This window comes from Aminobacterium mobile DSM 12262, from assembly GCF_000526395.1.
Classification (GTDB): Bacteria; Synergistota; Synergistia; order Synergistales; family Aminobacteriaceae; genus Aminobacterium; species Aminobacterium mobile.
In genome coordinates, this window is the sequence record NZ_JAFZ01000001.1 from 658,334 (window position 1) to 675,367 (window position 17,034).

The 17,034-nt window shown below is 43.3% G+C and carries 18 protein-coding genes and 3 tRNA genes; all 21 read left to right on the forward strand.

All coding sequences use genetic code 11. The features are described 5' to 3' along the window. Position 1 precedes the first annotated feature (1 nt). Complete coding sequence (gene flhF, locus K360_RS0103115; RefSeq protein WP_024821732.1) at positions 2-1,273, forward strand: flagellar biosynthesis GTPase FlhF; 1,272 nt, start codon at positions 2-4, stop codon at positions 1,271-1,273. Continuing rightward, the gene (locus K360_RS0103120; RefSeq protein ID WP_024821733.1) at positions 1,266-2,186 is read left to right on the forward strand and encodes a MinD/ParA family protein; all 921 of its coding nucleotides are present in this window, start codon (positions 1,266-1,268) and stop codon (positions 2,184-2,186) included. The genes flhF and K360_RS0103120 overlap by 8 nt, the downstream gene beginning before the upstream one ends. A 3-nt stretch (positions 2,187-2,189) precedes the next feature. After that, positions 2,190-2,858, forward strand: coding sequence for a flagellar brake protein (locus K360_RS0103125; protein WP_024821734.1), 669 nt, complete (start codon positions 2,190-2,192; stop codon positions 2,856-2,858). Positions 2,859-2,870: 12 nt separating this feature from the next. After that, entirely contained in the window at positions 2,871-3,938 is a 1,068-nt protein-coding gene (locus K360_RS0103130) for a protein-glutamate methylesterase/protein-glutamine glutaminase (protein ID WP_034326220.1), read from the forward strand. 57 nt (positions 3,939-3,995) lie between these two features. Further along, the gene (locus K360_RS0103135) at positions 3,996-6,020 is read left to right on the forward strand and encodes a chemotaxis protein CheA (RefSeq protein WP_034326222.1); all 2,025 of its coding nucleotides are present in this window, start codon (positions 3,996-3,998) and stop codon (positions 6,018-6,020) included. Between the two features lie 20 nt (positions 6,021-6,040). Continuing rightward, positions 6,041-6,670 carry a chemotaxis protein CheC gene (locus tag K360_RS0103140; RefSeq protein ID WP_024821737.1) on the forward strand — a complete coding sequence of 210 codons (630 nt, stop codon included), beginning with the start codon at positions 6,041-6,043 and terminating at the stop codon, positions 6,668-6,670. A 3-nt stretch (positions 6,671-6,673) separates the two neighbouring features. Next, entirely contained in the window at positions 6,674-7,168 is a 495-nt protein-coding gene (locus tag K360_RS0103145; RefSeq protein WP_024821738.1) for a chemotaxis protein CheD, read from the forward strand. A 15-nt stretch (positions 7,169-7,183) separates the two neighbouring features. Further along, positions 7,184-8,305 (forward strand): hypothetical protein, encoded by a 1,122-nt coding sequence (locus tag K360_RS0103150; protein WP_024821739.1) that lies wholly within the window; start codon positions 7,184-7,186, stop codon positions 8,303-8,305. Between the two features lie 19 nt (positions 8,306-8,324). Further along, entirely contained in the window at positions 8,325-9,068 is a 744-nt protein-coding gene (locus K360_RS0103155) for a sigma-70 family RNA polymerase sigma factor (protein ID WP_024821740.1), read from the forward strand. 13 nt (positions 9,069-9,081) lie between these two features. Further along, positions 9,082-10,677 carry a DUF342 domain-containing protein gene (locus K360_RS0103160; RefSeq protein WP_024821741.1) on the forward strand — a complete coding sequence of 532 codons (1,596 nt, stop codon included), beginning with the start codon at positions 9,082-9,084 and terminating at the stop codon, positions 10,675-10,677. 47 nt (positions 10,678-10,724) lie between these two features. Beyond that, positions 10,725-11,033 (forward strand): hypothetical protein, encoded by a 309-nt coding sequence (locus tag K360_RS0103165; RefSeq protein WP_024821742.1) that lies wholly within the window; start codon positions 10,725-10,727, stop codon positions 11,031-11,033. 35 nt (positions 11,034-11,068) lie between these two features. Then, positions 11,069-11,629, forward strand: coding sequence for a hypothetical protein (locus tag K360_RS0103170; RefSeq protein WP_024821743.1), 561 nt, complete (start codon positions 11,069-11,071; stop codon positions 11,627-11,629). Positions 11,630-11,948: 319 nt separating this feature from the next. Next, complete coding sequence (locus K360_RS11310; RefSeq protein WP_156923330.1) at positions 11,949-12,233, forward strand: gluconate 2-dehydrogenase subunit 3 family protein; 285 nt, start codon at positions 11,949-11,951, stop codon at positions 12,231-12,233. Between the two features lie 105 nt (positions 12,234-12,338). Next, positions 12,339-12,755, forward strand: coding sequence for a S1 RNA-binding domain-containing protein (locus K360_RS0103180; RefSeq protein WP_024821745.1), 417 nt, complete (start codon positions 12,339-12,341; stop codon positions 12,753-12,755). A gap of 86 nt (positions 12,756-12,841) precedes the next feature. Beyond that, a complete protein-coding gene (locus tag K360_RS0103185) occupies positions 12,842-13,348 on the forward strand; it encodes a DUF501 domain-containing protein (RefSeq protein WP_169728658.1) in 507 nt (168 codons plus the stop codon). A 17-nt stretch (positions 13,349-13,365) separates the two neighbouring features. Further along, positions 13,366-14,763, forward strand: coding sequence for an argininosuccinate lyase (gene argH, locus K360_RS0103190; protein ID WP_024821747.1), 1,398 nt, complete (start codon positions 13,366-13,368; stop codon positions 14,761-14,763). 84 nt (positions 14,764-14,847) lie between these two features. Next, positions 14,848-14,923: transfer RNA gene (locus K360_RS0103195), tRNA-Lys, on the forward strand. 4 nt (positions 14,924-14,927) lie between these two features. After that, positions 14,928-15,003 (forward strand) — tRNA-Glu (locus K360_RS0103200). 16 nt (positions 15,004-15,019) lie between these two features. Then, positions 15,020-15,095, forward strand: a tRNA-Thr gene (locus K360_RS0103205). Between the two features lie 205 nt (positions 15,096-15,300). After that, the gene (locus K360_RS0103210; RefSeq protein ID WP_024821748.1) at positions 15,301-16,308 is read left to right on the forward strand and encodes a phosphotransferase; all 1,008 of its coding nucleotides are present in this window, start codon (positions 15,301-15,303) and stop codon (positions 16,306-16,308) included. 35 nt (positions 16,309-16,343) lie between these two features. Then, positions 16,344-16,994, forward strand: coding sequence for an alpha-ribazole phosphatase (gene cobC, locus K360_RS0103215; protein ID WP_024821749.1), 651 nt, complete (start codon positions 16,344-16,346; stop codon positions 16,992-16,994). Positions 16,995-17,034: the final 40 nt, after the last annotated feature.

The following is a 17,034-nucleotide window of genomic DNA, read 5'->3' on the forward strand; positions in this document are numbered from 1 at the left end:
GATGCGTATAGTGCGGCAAATTTCTTTTGAGGCGAAAAATGATGCAGATGCCATACGAATTGCCGGTGAGCGATTGGGAAGAGATGCTGTTATTTTATCCACAAGGCCGGCAAAAGTAGGCGGTTTTTTAGGCTTTTTTAAAAGGAAAGTCTTGATTGTAACGGCAGGGGTGTTTGAGGAGGAGAAGCGGGAAGAACTTGAAGCTACTCGAGAACGCCTTGTTGCTTTTCAGCGCCTTATTGAATCACATCAATCTCCGTCGTCTTCATCAGGGGGCACACAATCTCCGGAAGTAAAGGATAAAATCGCTTTTTCTTCGGAAGGCTTGGCTTTGGCTCATCATGGAGAGAACACGAAAGAGGCGGAAGCCGCAAGCATAAAAAAAGAGGGAAAAACTGCGGAACCTCAAGAGAAACTTCATATGGAAGTAACTCGTATTTATGAAAAACTTGATCGAGTGCTAGAGCGACTCGACGATTATTCACACCCCGTTGTATCTGAGGAGAAAGTTCCAGAACTTGTGTATATGTTGACTGAAAAAGGGATGGATTCAGAATTAGCGCAATCCCTGGGAAATCGTTTTAAAAGGGAACAATTGTCGCAAGATCTTTTCCCTGAGTGGCTAGCTGCTCAAATTCAGACAGCAGCTACTACGCCCGTAGAGGCAATAGGAGGACAGCGCGTCATGTTTATTGGCCCTACAGGGGTGGGGAAAACGACGACTATTGCCAAAATAGCCGCAATCCATGCCCTGTGGGAGCATAAAAAGGTGCTCTTGCTTACATCTGATACCTACCGTATTGCAGCAGTAGAACAGCTTCGAACGTATGCAAAAATTTTAGGAGTTCCTATTGAAGTTATATTCGATGCAGAAGACATAGAAGGTATATTGCATAAATATAAGACAGCAGATTTAATCTTGTTAGATACAGCTGGAAGAAGCCAGAAAGATACAGAACGTTTTGAGGAGCTGCAAAAACTGTATAAAGTTTTTCAACCTGATGCTCTTCATCTTGTACTTGCCTCAAATATGAAGAATGAGGATATGAGGGATGTGGTGAGTCGAATGGGATGCCTCCCTCTCTCCCATATTCTTTTTACTAAACTTGATGAGACTACAAATTATGGTTGTCTATTAAATATTTTATTGACAAACAATATCCCGGTTTCTTTTTTGGCAACAGGACAAAATGTGCCGAATGATATAGAAGTGGCGAACTCTCGCAAGATGATCGATCTTTTCCTTGGAGAAGGAGAGACTCTCGGTGCATGAAGAGGAGAGAAAATCTACTTTAGATCAAGCGGGCGAGCTTCGACTTTTAGTGGAGAAAAAGAAAGATAAAGAAAATGTTTTTTTAAAACCTACACGATCGCTAGCTATAGTAAGTGGCAAGGGTGGAGTAGGAAAGAGCAGCTTTTCTGTAAATATATCCTTAGCTTTGTCGGATCTTGGCGCATCAGTTATCCTTATGGATGCAGATATGGGGATGGCCAATATAGACCTTCTTTTGGGCCTTGCTCCCCGCTACTCTCTTGCACATGTAGTTCGTGGTTCTCGAGATTTTGATGAGGTAATGATAGACGTCGATGCCCGAGTGGCGATTATACCAGGGGGAAGCGGTATGCAGGAGATGGCAGATGCCGATGAGGATACGTTTTTAAGGCTTTTTGAAAAGCTGACCTCTCTGGAAAAAAAGGCAGATTTTCTTATTATTGATACAGGAGCGGGTATTCATAAAGATGTTTTAACTTTTGCCTTAGCATCAGATTCGGTAATGGTAGTTACAACACCAGAACCCCCATCAATTCGGGATGCTTACGGGCTCATGAAAGTTTTGGCTCTTGAGTCTAAAAGCAAAGCAGATGTTCATCTTGTTGTAAATATGGCTCATGGAAAGAGAGAGGCCGATGAGACAGCAGAGAGAATTCGAAAAGTGGCGCATCGGTTTTTGAGCCTTGACGTTACTTATGATGGTTTTATCCCTGCTGATGATAAGGTACGACAAGCTATACGTTTGCAACGGCCAGTGTTACGTGAGTATCCTTACTCTTTGGCTTCTGCCTCCTTCAGATCACTTGCCCTTGGCTTTATGGGGAATAAAGAACAAAAGATTTTGCCTCCTAGCCGGGGATTAAAAACTTTTTTCTTGCGATTAGTTCGAGGCGTACAAAGGATGGAGTTGTAACAGATGGATTTTACTCAGTTCTCTCCCATGTTAAAAGAACATATCGGATCAAAAGTCTTGCTGGACATTCGAGCAGGTCTTTATAAGGGACATTATCCTTCTCGGCTGGAAGATATGCGATGTCCCTATCTCGCAGTGGCCCACCCGATGTTGAAAGGAGCGTTGTTGCCGACCCATAAGAATCTAGAACTGGCTCTTTCCATTGAAATAGAAGGGGCTCTTTATGAGACTCAGGCGTCTATTTTACGCAGTTCCATAACAGACCGTGTCCCTCTTCTTTGGCTTGAACCGATGGGGGATGTTATACGGCTACAGAGACGGCGTTTTGTTCGTGTCCCTTGTATATTTAAATTAGATCTTTGCTTCCTGGATGAAATAGGGCATACTGTGTTTTCTCCCCCAAAATGGTTTTCAATGATGGCGAAAGATATCAGTCTGGGGGGATGTGCTTTACGAGTGAATTTGACTCAGAGAACTTTTTTTGAAAAAGGTCGCCGTTGTCTTTGTCGACTTTCTTCCGCTGATGTAGTTTTTCTGGTTTTTGCTTCAGTGGCCAGAGTTCTCGAAAAAACAGAAGATGCTGAAGTGGGGGTATCTTTTGAAGAATTACCTCTTGCCGCAGAAAGAAGCCTTGGTGCTTTTATTCGTCAACAGGAACTGACCAATAGATAGGAATGGGTGGAAATGACAGAAACAATAACGTCTAAAGTAAAGGTTTTGGTGGTAGATGATTCTTCCTTCATGAGAAGAATAATTAGCGATATTCTTAGCTCAGATCCACATATAGAAGTGGTAGGTACAGCGAGAGATGGGGAAGATGCATTAAGGAAGATAAAGATATTGGATCCCCATGTTTTGACTCTCGATATGGAAATGCCAAAGCTTGATGGACTTCAGACTCTTAAAATGATTATGAAAGATTATCCAAGACCTGTTATCATGGTAAGTAGCGTAACTCAAGAAGGGGCTCAGGCTACTTTTCAGGCCCTTGCCACAGGAGCGGTAGATTTTGTGGCGAAACCTTCCGGGCACATATCTCTCAATATGAAGGATGTGGGAGAGGAGCTGATAGCTAAAGTTTTGGCAGCGAGCACTGCCATGCTGTCAAAGCAGGATCTTTTACATGAGCACTCTGTTTATATTCCTAAAGGGGGAAACGAGATAAAGAAGCAGCCCCCTGAAATAGTGGCTATAGCAGCTTCAACTGGTGGCCCTCGGGCGTTGCAGTATGTCCTTTCCGAACTTCCGGGGGATTTCCCTTTACCTATAGTTGTGGTTCAACATATGCCTCAGGATTTTACCCCATCTTTTGCAAAACGTCTTGATGCCGTATCAAAACTTACGGTAATAGAGGGGTACCCTAAGGCGCCCTTAAGGCCTGGAATGGCGGTGATCGCCCCAGGAGGTTCCCATCTCTTGGTACGCCGTACTGTTGACGGGAAATTAATATGTGAGCTTTCGGATTTACCGCCCCTCCTTTCAGTAAAACCGTCAGCAAATATGCTCTTTACGAGCCTTGCTAACGAAGTTGGTGGAAGAGTCTTGGGCGTTATATTAACTGGAATGGGTCGAGATGGTGCTGATGGGGCGGCATTATTGCATAGCAAAGGAGCTTATATTGTTGCTGAGTCGAAAGAAACATGTGTGGTGTATGGAATGCCACGCTCGGCTGTGGAGGCTGGGATTGTCGATGAGATAGCGCCTCTTTATAACATCCCTACTGTGATAACGAGATATATTGAAAATAGCTAGAATAGATTTTTTTGAGTCCATTTTACGAGTGAAAATTGTGGTTGGAGATGATGCCCAATGACAGGAATAGATTTGAATCAATATCTAGGTGCTTTTTTGGATGAAGCTACTGATAATCTCTTACATCTTGATGATCTCCTTCTTGAAATAGAGAAGGACCAAGGCAATATGGAGGTCATTAACGAAATCTTTCGTTCAGCTCATACGTTGAAGGGAATGTCTGCCACGATGGGGTTTGATCGGATGTCAACTCTTACCCATTCTATAGAAGACAGGCTCGATAAAGTACGTCGTGGAGAAGCCCAATTGCAGAGTGGCGACATAGATTTGCTTTTCCGCTCTCTTGATACTCTGCAGACCATGGTCGAAGCTATTCGAAATGGTGATAAAGACACCTCTATCTCTATAGACGATCTTATAGAAGCCCTTCATCAGACTGTTCCTCAAAAAGATGAAAGACAAGAAGAAAATACGATACATGAAGTTCTCTCAGACCACGAGGAACAATGGATTCATGAGGCAAATAGTCTTGGAATGGATGTCTTTAAAGTAGATGTACGTCTTTCCAAGGAGTGTATGCTTAAAGCTGCTCGTGCGTATATGGTTGTTAATCGATTAGATGAGATGGGAGATATTATTAAAACGGCCCCTCCAGTTGAGGATCTAGAAAATGAAAAATTTGATCGCTCTTTTGAAATATATATAGCAACTCATGATTCTGAAGAATCTCTACAGGAAGCATTATCCAGAATCAGCGAACTTGAAAAGGTTTCCATAGAGAAAGCAGGGTCTCCTTCTTGGAGAGAAAAGGAACAGGAAAAAGTAGGCACTAAGGATGTTTCTTCTTCCCCAGAGAAAGAAGTTGTAGCACGAAGTAGCGCAGAGTCAATTACTCAGAACGGCCCCTCTCGTCATAACGCATCAAAAAGAGCGGGGCAGACTGTACGTGTCGACATTGGCCGTCTCGATAAATTGATGAACCTCGTGGGAGAACTTGTGATCGGGAGAGCCAGAATTGAGCGCCTTGTTCAGGAAGCTCGGCTGCGTGACTTTGATGAGCCTCTCTCTCAGTTAGGGCGTATATCTGGAGATATTCAAGAGTTGGTGACGAAGTTACGGATGGTTCCAGTTTCTTTTATATTCGATCGTTTCCCTCGTCTTGTACGAGATCTCTCCAAATCTATGGAAAAGAAAATTAATCTGCAAATAGAAGGACAAGATACAGAGCTTGATCGAACAGTGATCGATGAAATTGGAGACCCTCTTGTTCATCTTATTCGGAATTCCATTGATCATGGCATAGAAAAGCCTGAAGACAGAGTTAAAACTGGTAAAACAGATACAGGCGTCATTAAGATTTCTGCTTACCAGGAAGGTAGCGGTGTCATTATAGAAGTGGACGACGATGGGAAAGGAATAAACTCAGATCGAGTCCGTGAAAAAGCTGTAGAAAAAGGGTTTATCACTGAAGAAGAAAGCTACGGCATGACTGAGGAAGAACTGATTCAACTTGTTCTTTTGCCAGGCTTTAGTACTTCTGATGCTGTAACGGATATTTCTGGACGAGGCGTTGGTATGGACGCGGTCAAGACGAAAGTAGAAGCTCTTAGCGGCCAATTTGAAATAGAAAGTATGCGTGGAAAAGGGACTCGTGTTTTAATACGTCTTCCCCTTACGCTGGCCATTGTGTTGGCGTTGCTCGTTAAAGTTGGTGACGAGATATATGCTATTTCTTTGGAAAATGTAGAGGAAACAATTCTTGTTCGTAAAGAGGACATTAAAACAATGCACGGAACTCCTGCCACTCTTTTGCGCGGCGATGTGTTGGCACTTTCAAATCTCGCCTCTTTGCTGGGGACTCATTTGGAGACATATCAACAGGATGAATATCCTGTTGTTGTGGTAAAAGCTGGGCGAAACAAGGTTGGTTTTATTGTAAGTGAATTGATAGGACAGCAGGAAATTGTTATTAAATCTCTTGGAAAGTTCCTCTCTAAAATTAAAGGAATTGCTGGAGCGACAATTCTTGGAGATGGGAATGTAGCCCTTATCCTTGATGTTGCGTCTCTCTGCACCAAGTAGAGCGAAGGAGTCAGGGGGCCATGGATCTTAAAGATTTCAGCCATTTACAGCTTGATGCCATCCGAGAAGTGGGCAATATAGGAGCAGGTAATGCAGCGACAGCTCTATCTAAACTACTTGGGAAACCTGTGGACATGGATGTTCCTAAAGCAGAGCTCGTGTCTATTTATGATTTGGGTAGCCATTACGGTCCGGCACTTAGCCTTGTTGCTGCTGTTTTTGTGCGCTCTCAGGGAGAGTTCCCATGCAGCCTTATTTTTATACAAAAAGAGGAAAATGCCCAGTCCTTGGTGGATTTACTTATATTGAAACAATTTGGCGAAGGAATCGATATATCCTCTCTCCCCCAGGAATTACGGGACAGTGCTTTGTCGGAAGTAGGGAATATTATTCTTAGCTCGTTTTTGAACTCTATTAATATGTTTGTAGGCAGCACCTATTCCATATCTGTCCCAGGTGTAGCCCACGATATGTTGGCTGCTGTCCTTGATGTCGTTATCTCTATTTTTGGGCAGACGGGAGATACTGCTCTGGTAGTAAACACAACTTTGAGATTAGGTGAGTCAAGTCTCTCTGTTCAAGGAAATGTGGTTATGATTCCAGATCCCGGTTCTCTGGAAGGACTGCTAGAGAAGCTGGGGGTACAGTAAACGATGGCAAATACCTTTCACGTTGGAATGGCAGATTTAGTTGTCGTCACGGCTCCAGATGTTCTTGTCACACTAGGCTTGGGATCGTGTATAGGTCTCGTCATTTATGATTCTGTGGCAAAAGTGGCAGGGATGGCTCATATTATGCTTCCAGAAAGCAGGGGAGGAAAAGAAAGCACGATAGATAAGCCTGGCAAATTCGCTGATACAGCGGTCCCGGCATTAATAGATGCAGTTTGCAAGAGAGGGGCTTTACGGTCCCGTTTAAAAGCAAAATTTGCAGGAGGGGCCCAGATGTTTTCCATCCCAGGAGCCCAAACTGATTTTTTAGCAGTTGGAAGTAGAAATGTGCGACAGACATCAGAATGGCTTAATAAATATAAGATTAAGATAGTAACAACAGATACTGGCGGTAATAGAGGGCGAAGCGTAGAGTTCTCTACAGAGACGTGGATGCTTTCCATAAAAACGCTTGGTCAGGGGAACAACGAGATATAAGGAGGGGAGAGGACTGTGGTGGATAATAGCCAGCAGAATCTAGCAGAAGGGATAGAAGTAGAAGTAGAAGAAAATCAACCAACAGTTGTAAAAGAAGATGGCGAAGCCGAAGTCGAAGTCCAGGAAATGCAACCTCTTCCACCAGAAGTAGAGGAAGAACTCTGTTCTCTCTTTCATTGTACTCCTGGGTCTTTGCGAGCAGTACTTTCCACTGTTCATGAGAACCCCAAGGAACTTTTAACGCTTTTAAAATCCCTTTCCCCCTCGTACGTTGCTATTAAGGTTCGTTTTGATTCTCACAAACGAGGCGAGGCGGGCGGTGCTTTTTGCCTTCTTTGTAGAGGAACTTCAGGTGAAATTTTCGATGAAACATATTGGGCTTCAAGCAAAGGAATTCCTGAAGGATTTGAAATTAATGCTAGTTGGGAGTCAGTTCGGAAAGCAATTATTGATTTGCGAGGCCCCGATTTGCGGGCTCATTTCGAGAAAGTTCTCTGGAATAAATTACGAGGAGCTGTGCGTGATATTTTAAGTCCTACACAGGTCAATCTTCTTTTTTCTTCCGAATCTCCTGGAGCACAGGTAATAGAGAAGCTTCAAGAAAAGTTAAAAGAAGTTTTTCGTACAGACCTAGATTTTGTAGTTGTTTTTGAGCGATTTAACAAAGCTCGTCTTGAGCTTTCTGGGCTGTCTGAAGGAGATGAACGTGTCCCTCAAAAGGAAGATAATTCTTTATCCACAGAGTACATTAAAGAGCGTGGAATTTTTATTCCTTGCTCCTCCATTGTCGATCCAGTACGAGGAGAGGCTGCCTCAGAACTTACTGCCGGGGATAGGATATGGGTTTCTTTTGATGATACCGGTCTTTCCGGTTTTATAAAAAGAACTCTTCAACAGACTGGTGAGCTGTCTGTTTTTCCTGTCCAAAGTGTTGAAAAGCTTCCGAGTGGACTTGTATTGGTGAGAGTAAGTATATCTGAGGGTATTTACGGACAAATACGGTTATCTGGTGATATTAAAGTAAAAGTAGAAGAAAGTGGGATTCGCATACGGAAGAATCTTTTTTCCAGGAAAATTATGTTGATGATTCCTTTAGCTCTATTTATCTTCTGGCTCTTCTATTTGCTATTACGATGAGAGGTTGTGGCGCGCAGGAATGAAAGAGAGAGATCAGGAACTCTGGACTCGTTATTTTAGAGATCGCTCAGAAGCCGCGAAGGAGGAAGTTGTTTGCCGATACCTCCCCTTAGTGAAGTATGTGGTAGGTAGAATGGCTGTCTCCCCCCCTTCTGGGCTTGATTATGATGACCTCTTGAGTTTTGGAGTGTTTGGTCTTCTTGATGCAATAGATCGCTTTGACCTCGAAAAAGGAGCAGCCTTTCAGACCTTTGCTGTTCCGCGAATTCGAGGCGCAGTTTTAGATGAGCTTCGTAAGTATGATTGGATTTCCCGAACAGGAAGGGAGAAGATACAAAAGCTCAATCGTGCTGTAGACAAAGTCTTGCAAGATCAGGGCGTTGTTAATGATGCAGTGCTCATGAATGAGCTTGAAATGGACGAAAAAACATATAGAGAGACTTTGGAAATAGCTAGCCGCAGCTATATCGTTTCTCTCGATGAAGTTTTAGCTTTAGATGATGGAGAAGTTGTACGAGAGGGCGTTCTTGCTGACGATGCGTCTTCAGCTCTGGAGGTCTTGGAAGAGTCTGAAGAAGTGGAAAAGGTTGTTTCTGCTCTCGAAAAACTTCCTGAACGAGAAAGATTTGTCATATCCCTTTATTATTATGAAGGTTTGACCTTAAAGGAGATTGGAAGTGTTCTTGGGGTAACAGAATCAAGAGTGTCTCAACTCCATGGCAAAGCTTTAGTAGCCTTAAGAAGAATGCTCCAGGCCAAGTAAGGGGGGCTTCAGTATGGGAGAGGCGTCTTTGCGTTTAGAATTCAAGGAGGATGGTATCTATCTCGTTTCACTGGCGGAAGGCATGCCAGACTTGAGTGATGTTGTTGACTTACTGAAACAAAAGGGCGTAGAAAACTACGATGGAGATGCGATTGTTGCTTTTCTTAAAGAAAAGCAAGAAGAACCTTTCAAGATCGCGGAACGAGATCCGGCCAATGAACGGGATGCTGTTGTGGAGGTGCAAATAAACGCTGATGGTATGAGCGCAGACCTGCGGATATCACCTCCTACTGGAGATAAACCTTGGCCGACTGTAGATTTCCTGCAAAAAAGTCTTGCGGAAAAGGGTGTTGTTTTCGGGGTAGATACTCATGCTTTAGGGAGAATTGTTCAGGAGCGCATTATTAATGAGTGGGTTCATGTTGCCTCAGGACAGTTGCCACAAGATGGCAAAGATGCACAAATTGATTTTTCTGTTCAATTCGGGGAAAGCAAACCTAAGGTTACAGAAGATGGTGGGAAAGTAGATTATCGCAATATGAATACTATTACCATCGTGTTAAAAAACCAGCTTCTTGCCACAAAAACGGTACCCACTGAAGGTCATAGCGGAATGACAGTAAGGGGTATTCCTGTTGCGGCAAAGTTGGGACGAGATTATAACCTCCCTGTGGGCAAGGGAACTTATATTGCGGAAGACGGCCTTTCTTTGCTTGCCTCTACAGATGGGCATTTGACTCTTTCCCAGGGGAAGCTCAATGTAATACCTGTCTTTACTGTAGATGGAGACCTTGATTATAGTGTGGGAAATATTAACTTTATAGGTACCGTGGATATTAAAGGATCTGTTCGAGAAGGCTTTGAAGTTGTTTCTTCTGGAGATATTCAGATACGTGGAGTTGTTGAAGGGGCTCATTTGTCGAGTAAAGGGAATATCGCTCTTTCTGGCGGGGTGCGAGGTATGGGGAAAGCCCGAATAGAAGCTGTTGGTAATATAGAGGCAGCTTTTGTGGACCAATGCCTCGTAGCGAGTAACGGGACGGTTCAGATAAAGAATGCTATTCTCCATAGCGATGTTTCAGCTAATCAATCTGTTGTTGTTTTAGGAGGAGCTAAATCGCAGATCGCCGGAGGTCGGGTACAGGCCGGGGTAGAGGTGCTTTGCCAAACTTTAGGAAGCGAAATGGGAACTAAAACAGAAGTAATAGTAGGGGTTTTGCCAGAATATAACGAGAGAAAAAAGGAATTGCAAACGCTTATAACTGCGTTAAAAGATAAGGCAGATAAGGTGGAAGCGAATCTTTCCTTTCTGAAAAAACTTGAATCTGCTGGAGAGATTGATGATGGGAAGCGAGAGCTTCTAATTTCTCTCACCAAAAACAAATTCCAAATACAAGCGCAGCTTATCAAACATGAGGATGAGTTGCAATCCATTGAAGCGAGAATAGAGACAAGTCGCTCCAAAGGCCGAGTTCGAGTTAAGGGGGTCTGTTACCCTGGCGTTTCTGTGACAATTCGAGGAGTTACATATATAGTTCGAGAGGAACAGCGTTTTGCCACCTTTATCTATGAGGCTGGAGAGGTTCGTGTGAAGCCTTTTGATTTTTAAATCGTCCCCTCAGTAAAATGAAAGGGGCTATGTGAGGAGAGAGTCGAATGGTTGTAAATCCTTTGCACTTACAGCTTTCTCATTGGAATGTAGAGCAAAATGCGCAGAATGTTCGAGAACAAAACTCCCCTGCATCCTTAGCCGGACAACAAGGAGAAATTGTGGCAAGTTCTTTACAGAAAGAACAGACGGTGCAGGGTGGAGAAGAATCTGCCAGAGGCCAGAAGGCAGATTTGAAGAAAAAGAACGATAGGGGTAAGAAAAAAAGGGAAAGAGAGAACGGCCTTCATGCACGCCGAGAAGAAAAAAAAGAAAAATGTGCAGAAGGCAAAGATGGTTTTGACCTCTATGCGTAGCAGCTAATTTTTTAATTCAAGAAAGGACAGCTTATATGACAACAAATAAGCAGCTTGGGTATTTGTTAATTGAGGAGAATAACAATACCTACCGAGGGGCAGTGCTGATAACAGATTTTCGTGGTATTCCTATGGATTTTAGATATACTGACCCCGTTTCTCCTACTCGCATCGAGAGAGTTTTATATGGTAACGCTTTGGATGTCTATCTCCGAGAGGAATTGATCCTTCAAAGTCTCGTTTCCTCGGTAGAAATGAAGCCTGTCTTATGGATATGTCGTGAAGATTCTTTTTTAGCACCCTTGCGGAAGGTTTCTAGAGGAAAAGTGGTTACCCTTTCCGATACAGCCCGTTCCTTTTTAAAACAGACAGGAAACATGGAGCCTCAAATAGAAAAAGGAGTATTTCTTCTCCAGGTAGATCCGGTGAGCTCTCCCCTTCGTCTCTGCGTTGAATCTGAGAGGGAAGGAGAGGCTAATGATATTTCTGCCATTCTTGTAGAAGCTGCTCGTACCATGGAACTATTGGAGCCTTTCACGCGTATAGAAAAAGCTCTCCGTGCAATAGAAGATGAGCGAGAAAACTCCCAGGCTTAATTTCCTTAAATTAAGACAGACGTTGGCGCGTCTTTTCTTAGGGCGAATAGCAGTGTATTCTCTGAGTAAGGGGCCGAGATGTGTCAGGGTGGCAACTTTGCGCTGTATTGTGGATATCCACCGAGTACTCCCTGAAGTGCATATTTCGTCTTTATCATTGTTAAGCAAAATTGAACCCCGAAATCTTTCCCCTCAAGGAGGAGTTATTTTACATAAAAAGTGCTCTTCTTATAAGATCTCCTTTTGCGGAACAGGTTGCCACGTTGCTTGTTATAGTGCTTTGCTGTCTCTCCCCCATATTTACGACGGGAGAGATAAAATGTTTTTGTTACCCCAAACTCGGCAAAATCGCTCTTCGTACATTAGAGAAAAGCTTGGAGAAGACGGTTTGATTTTTCTTGCATATTTTTCTCCTGTTATTCAAAAAGCCGTATTGAAAAGTATTTTAAATAAAGAGACTGGAACTCTTTTGATTTGGTATAATTCCCAGAGTAGGTCTTTTTTCTCTCAGGGGTTGGCGCTTTTTAGCCCTATAGGAGGGAAGGGTGGATTGGTCTGGAAGTGGATAGAACTGCCCGGCGAAATTCATGATGTAAATCATTGAGTTGTCCCGTGGGGGTGATGTACGCAAAGGATATTATTCAGACAATCACTAAGTGTGCCTGAAAAAGGCCTTTCACATTCATTTTTTTGGAGGGTAGAAAAGCTGATGGTAGAAGAAAAGAGGAGTGACCAGGCTCCGGTACAGGTAGGAGACACGGTCGAATGTGAAGTGGAGCAGATCATGCCTTATGGAGCATTTGTGCGCCTCTCCACGGGACAGAGGGCTATGATTCATATCTCTGAGCTCTCGTATAATTATGTCAAGAAAGTAGAGGATGTTCTTGCCATAGGGCAAAAGGTGAAGGCGAAAGTTATTAAGATTGATGAAAAGAACAGGATTGATCTTTCGCTTAAAAAAATGGAAGAACGACCCCCCCTTCCCTCTGCTCCTAAAGAAACCGAGGATAGTTTTGAAAAGAAACTTTCTAATTTCCTCAAAATAAGCGACCAAAAGATAGCTGATTTGAATAGCAAGCTCAACAATGCGAAAGCCGCAAAACGCCGGAGTCGTAAAAGTAAATGACAGGAAGAAATAGATGGGGGAGCCAAGGCTCCCCTGCTTTTTATCCTTACATCTCCTTACTGGATATGGACGTTATAAGGCGCCAAATGTCTCGACGAAAATTTGACGATCGAATAGTATTAGGAGTGGCTTCTCGTTGTAAATGGGGGTATCCACAGACGCTCATTTGTAACCCAATAAAGAGGCAAGAACCTTTCCCTACCATATTTTGGTTAAGTTGTCCTTTCCTTGTTCAAAAATGCGGGGAGCTAGAATCCCAACAAGGAGTAAAAGACATGGAATCCTTTCTTTCCTCTGGAGTCCCACTCCAAAAGTGGGTGCAGTATCATTTAGCACATCGAATGATAAAGCTAAGTTTGCTGTCTTTAGGAACTAAAATTTTTTTTCGTAAACGTCGAAGATGTCTCTGGGCGGCCTTGCAAAGTGGTGGGATAGGCGGCATTCAGAATATTAACTCCTTCAATGTAAAGTGTCTTCATCTTCAGATGGCTTCTTGGTTAGGTCTTGGATATCATCCCGCAGGAACATGGCTGGCACGTCGTTTCCATGAGATAGATTGTTCCACTCCTATGCAACAAGGATGTTTAATGTAAGGGAGGCTATTAATATTATGTGGAAAGGGCGATTTAGTGAGAATACCGCTGATATAGTTCTGAATTATTCCCAGTCTCTAGACGTAGATTGGTGCCTAGCCCCTTTTGATATACAAGGAAGTTTGGCCCACGCTCAGATGCTTGTTTCTGTAGGTCTTTTGACACCTGACGAAGGATTGCGGATGGAACAAGGGCTCAAACAGATATTGCGCGAAATTGAAGAGGACAAATTCAAGCCCTCCATTGAACTGGAGGACGTACATATGAACATTGAACATCGACTTACAGAGATTCTCGGCTCTCTTGGAGAAAAGCTCCACACAGGAAGAAGCCGTAACGATCAAATAGCAACGACGGTTCGCCTTTTCCTTCGAGATAAACTCGCAGATTTTCAAGAAAAGATGAGAGCCCTTCTTGAAGTTTTGCTTGGGAGAGCCAAGGCGCATCTTTATGTGGTAGTGCCGGGGTATACTCATTTGCAACAAGCTCAACCTATTAGTTTAGGTCACTATTGGATGGCTCATTTCCAGGCGTTTCGGCGAGACTATACACGCCTTCAGGCAGCTTTAGATGGCATGCAAGAGTGCCCTCTTGGATCTGGCGCTCTTGCGGGCTCTACATTGCCCTTAGATCGCTTTTTCACATCTGAGGCCCTTGGTTTCCAGTCCCCTTCAGAAAACAGCTTGGATTCTGTTGCGCAGCGAGATTATCTTCTCGACTATCACTATTTCGCTACGGGATTTGCCATCCATTGTAGTCGTCTCTCTGAAGACCTGGTTATTTATAACTCTCAGGAATTTGGCTGGATTAATCTTCCAGATGCTTTTTGTACTGGCTCGAGTATGATGCCGCAGAAGAAAAATCCTGACGTTCTCGAATTAACTCGTGGGCGAACAGGGCAAATAATAGGGCATCTTCTCGATTTGATTATTTCTTTAAAAGGATTACCCATGACGTATAATAGAGATCTTCAGGAAGATAAAAGAGGGCTTCTGGCTTCTCTTACCGCAGTGGAAGCTATACTTTCTATCTTTCCTCCTTTCCTGTCTCAAGTAGAGGCAGATCAGGACCGGGCGATTTTAGGATTTCAAAATGGATTAACATTAGCTACGGATGTAGCGGAATATCTTGTCGGCAAAGGAATCCCTTTCCGAGAGGCTCATTGGAAGGCAGGACAGGTTGTACGTTACTGTTTAGACCATAACTGTTCCCTATTTCAACTTTCCCTCTCTGAATGGCAAGATCTCGTCCCAGAAGTGGAAGAGGATCTTCTTCCACTCTTGGATCTTAAGACAAGTGTATCTCGTCGCCAGACCTATGGTGGGACCTCTTTTTCTGAAGTAAATCGCCAAATAGATCATGGGTGGAACTGGATAAAAAGTATAAAAATAATAGCAAACAAGGCGAAATCCTGAGATTTTTTAAAGAGGGGCTTGACTTGCTGCCTTTTTTCTGTAGAATAAACCCTTGCGTAACGGCGGTTACGAGCTGAGAGCAATGAGCCGTTAGCTCAGTAGGTAGAGCACCGGACTTTTAATCCGGGCGTCGTGGGTTCGACTCCCACACGGCTCACCAAAGCGGTCCCATCGTCCAGTGGTCTAGGACACAGCCCTTTCAAGGCTGCGACACGGGTTCAAATCCCGTTGGGACCGCCATTTTTTAGTCCATACTGCCGGTGTAGCTCAGTTGGTAGAGCAGCGCACTCGTAATGCGCAGGTCGGCGGTTCGAGTCCGCCCGCCGGCTCCATATCATAGAAAAATAGGCTTTGTGTCTTGTTGCTGGGAAAGCAAAGGGCGCAAAGCTTTTTTTGTGTTTCCCCCTCCGTAGAGAAGTTTTGTCTTTCCATGAAAATACTGCTATATATAATATATCTAGATATTTAATTAATCATAGAAGATTTAATTATAATAAAGTTACATTCTTCTCAAAACACAAAGGAGGCCTATGCTCAGTGTTGTTATCGCGTTTTTTCGATGAAATTTCTACGCATCATTCAGAGCGAGGGTATATTATAGACGCCCGAACATTCCGCCTCCCAGGCGGAGAATCTTGTGCTGAAATTTTATATAAAGCCCTGGGGTATGTTCCGGAATTTGTTGTTCGTTTACGGCAAGGATGTGGTTCCAAGCCACTTCTTATATTTGACCGGAAGACAAAAGAGAAAATGAAACTTTATTGGACTCGGACTCGGGAGGCTGCCAGAAATATAGTAGAAATAACGTCTCTTTTGGAAGCGAAGAAAGTTCCCATCCCTAAAGTTTATAGACAGATTGGGCCATACATTCTTTCTCAATGGATAGAGGGCGTTCCGCTGCGGAAACAACTTCCTTTTAGATACGCGAAAGCTATGGCTCGTTACCAGTCTCGTTTCCATGGAGCTAGTGTAGACTCTCCAATAGATAGCTCTCTATATGTCCAGAGGATTCTTTCTTTATTCCAAAAAAAGAGGTCTGTGTGGCTTTCAGGCATGAGTAAAACAGATGTAGATATTTTATACTCTCTTTTAAGGGAAGAGGCCCCAGTGTCCCTTGCAAAGGGCATTCGTCATTCGGATATTCGCACATATAATCTAGTAAAAAGTAAAGACGGTTCCATTTACTCTATTGATAATGAAAACCTGCGAAGAGGAGTTGGGTTCGAGTACGATATTTTTAAAACTGTCTATTTTACATTCAGGAAAACCCCATGGCATATCCCGCGATATTTAATCGAGAGCATTTATTTTATCCCTCATAACACTATTTTAGCGGGATGGAATTTCTGGAATTTGCTTGTTTATGGAGCTAGCTTCCTTTTTGAGATAGAAATAAAGGGCGGTAAAAATGCGGAGATATACAGAAAGATTTTAAAAGAAGCTGCTTCTCTGAGAGAAAAAAGTTCCTCGAAGGGGGATATATTTTTTCAAAAATCTCTTTATAATGCTATCTTTTTTCTAGAGAGATCGGAGAACGGGGTATAATAACTCGAAGTTGATTGTATGAAGGAGAATAAGAATTGGCACTTAAACAGATTCTTTTTGTAAGACATGGACGTACCGATTGGAATAACGAACAAAGATATCAGGGGCATAGTGATGTTCCGCTTAATGAAGAGGGACTTGATCAGGCGAGGAGAGTTTCGTTGCGTCTCGCGTCCTTTCAAGCAGAGCTTATTGTTTCCAGTCCTTTGCAGCGAGCCGCTCAAACTGCCGCTATTATAGCTGAACATCAAGTTTCCACCTCGATCCTTCTCCGGAAGGGGCTGGAGGAAATAGGTTTTGGAGAATGGGAAGGGTTGACTGTCACAGAGGTAGAGGCATGTTTCCCTGAGGAGCATCGTCGTTGGCGTCAGGATCCTTCTTCAACGGTCCCTGGAGGTGGAGAGTCTTTTAGTAGTGTTCAGCAGCGTGTGGACAATGTCCTTAAGGAGATTATGACACGCGAGGAAGAACGAATTCTTGTTGTTGCTCATGGTGGAACTATTCGAACGGCATTAGTAAGCTTATTAGGAGTAAGTTCATCACTTGTGTGGCGAATGAGGTTAGATAATTGTTCTATTTCCTGTATTCAGGCTTATCGAGGTCTCTCTATGCTTTCATTCTTGAACGATGCTACCCATCTTTATGTCGAGAGTGAACTTGTAAGAGATCTTCCTATTTTGTTGTAGGTAACTTCACTTAGACAAGGAAGCTATGAACTGGTAGAAT

Excerpts from the sequence above, each read along its gene's own strand:
- flhF (WP_024821732.1), top strand. The coding sequence starts at position 2 with ATGCGTATAGTGCGGCAAATTTCTTTTGAGGCGAAAAATGATGCAGAT.
- K360_RS0103125 (WP_024821734.1), top strand. The coding sequence starts at position 2,190 with ATGGATTTTACTCAGTTCTCTCCCATGTTAAAAGAACATATCGGATCA.
- K360_RS0103130 (WP_034326220.1), top strand. The coding sequence starts at position 2,871 with ATGACAGAAACAATAACGTCTAAAGTAAAGGTTTTGGTGGTAGATGAT.
- K360_RS0103135 (WP_034326222.1), top strand. The coding sequence starts at position 3,996 with ATGACAGGAATAGATTTGAATCAATATCTAGGTGCTTTTTTGGATGAA.
- K360_RS0103140 (WP_024821737.1), top strand. The coding sequence starts at position 6,041 with ATGGATCTTAAAGATTTCAGCCATTTACAGCTTGATGCCATCCGAGAA.
- K360_RS0103145 (WP_024821738.1), top strand. The coding sequence starts at position 6,674 with ATGGCAAATACCTTTCACGTTGGAATGGCAGATTTAGTTGTCGTCACG.
- K360_RS0103155 (WP_024821740.1), top strand. The coding sequence starts at position 8,325 with ATGAAAGAGAGAGATCAGGAACTCTGGACTCGTTATTTTAGAGATCGC.
- K360_RS0103160 (WP_024821741.1), top strand. The coding sequence starts at position 9,082 with ATGGGAGAGGCGTCTTTGCGTTTAGAATTCAAGGAGGATGGTATCTAT.
- K360_RS0103165 (WP_024821742.1), top strand. The coding sequence starts at position 10,725 with ATGGTTGTAAATCCTTTGCACTTACAGCTTTCTCATTGGAATGTAGAG.
- K360_RS0103170 (WP_024821743.1), top strand. The coding sequence starts at position 11,069 with ATGACAACAAATAAGCAGCTTGGGTATTTGTTAATTGAGGAGAATAAC.
- K360_RS11310 (WP_156923330.1), top strand. The coding sequence starts at position 11,949 with ATGTTTTTGTTACCCCAAACTCGGCAAAATCGCTCTTCGTACATTAGA.
- K360_RS0103180 (WP_024821745.1), top strand. The coding sequence starts at position 12,339 with ATGGTAGAAGAAAAGAGGAGTGACCAGGCTCCGGTACAGGTAGGAGAC.
- K360_RS0103185 (WP_169728658.1), top strand. The coding sequence starts at position 12,842 with ATGTCTCGACGAAAATTTGACGATCGAATAGTATTAGGAGTGGCTTCT.
- argH (WP_024821747.1), top strand. The coding sequence starts at position 13,366 with ATGTGGAAAGGGCGATTTAGTGAGAATACCGCTGATATAGTTCTGAAT.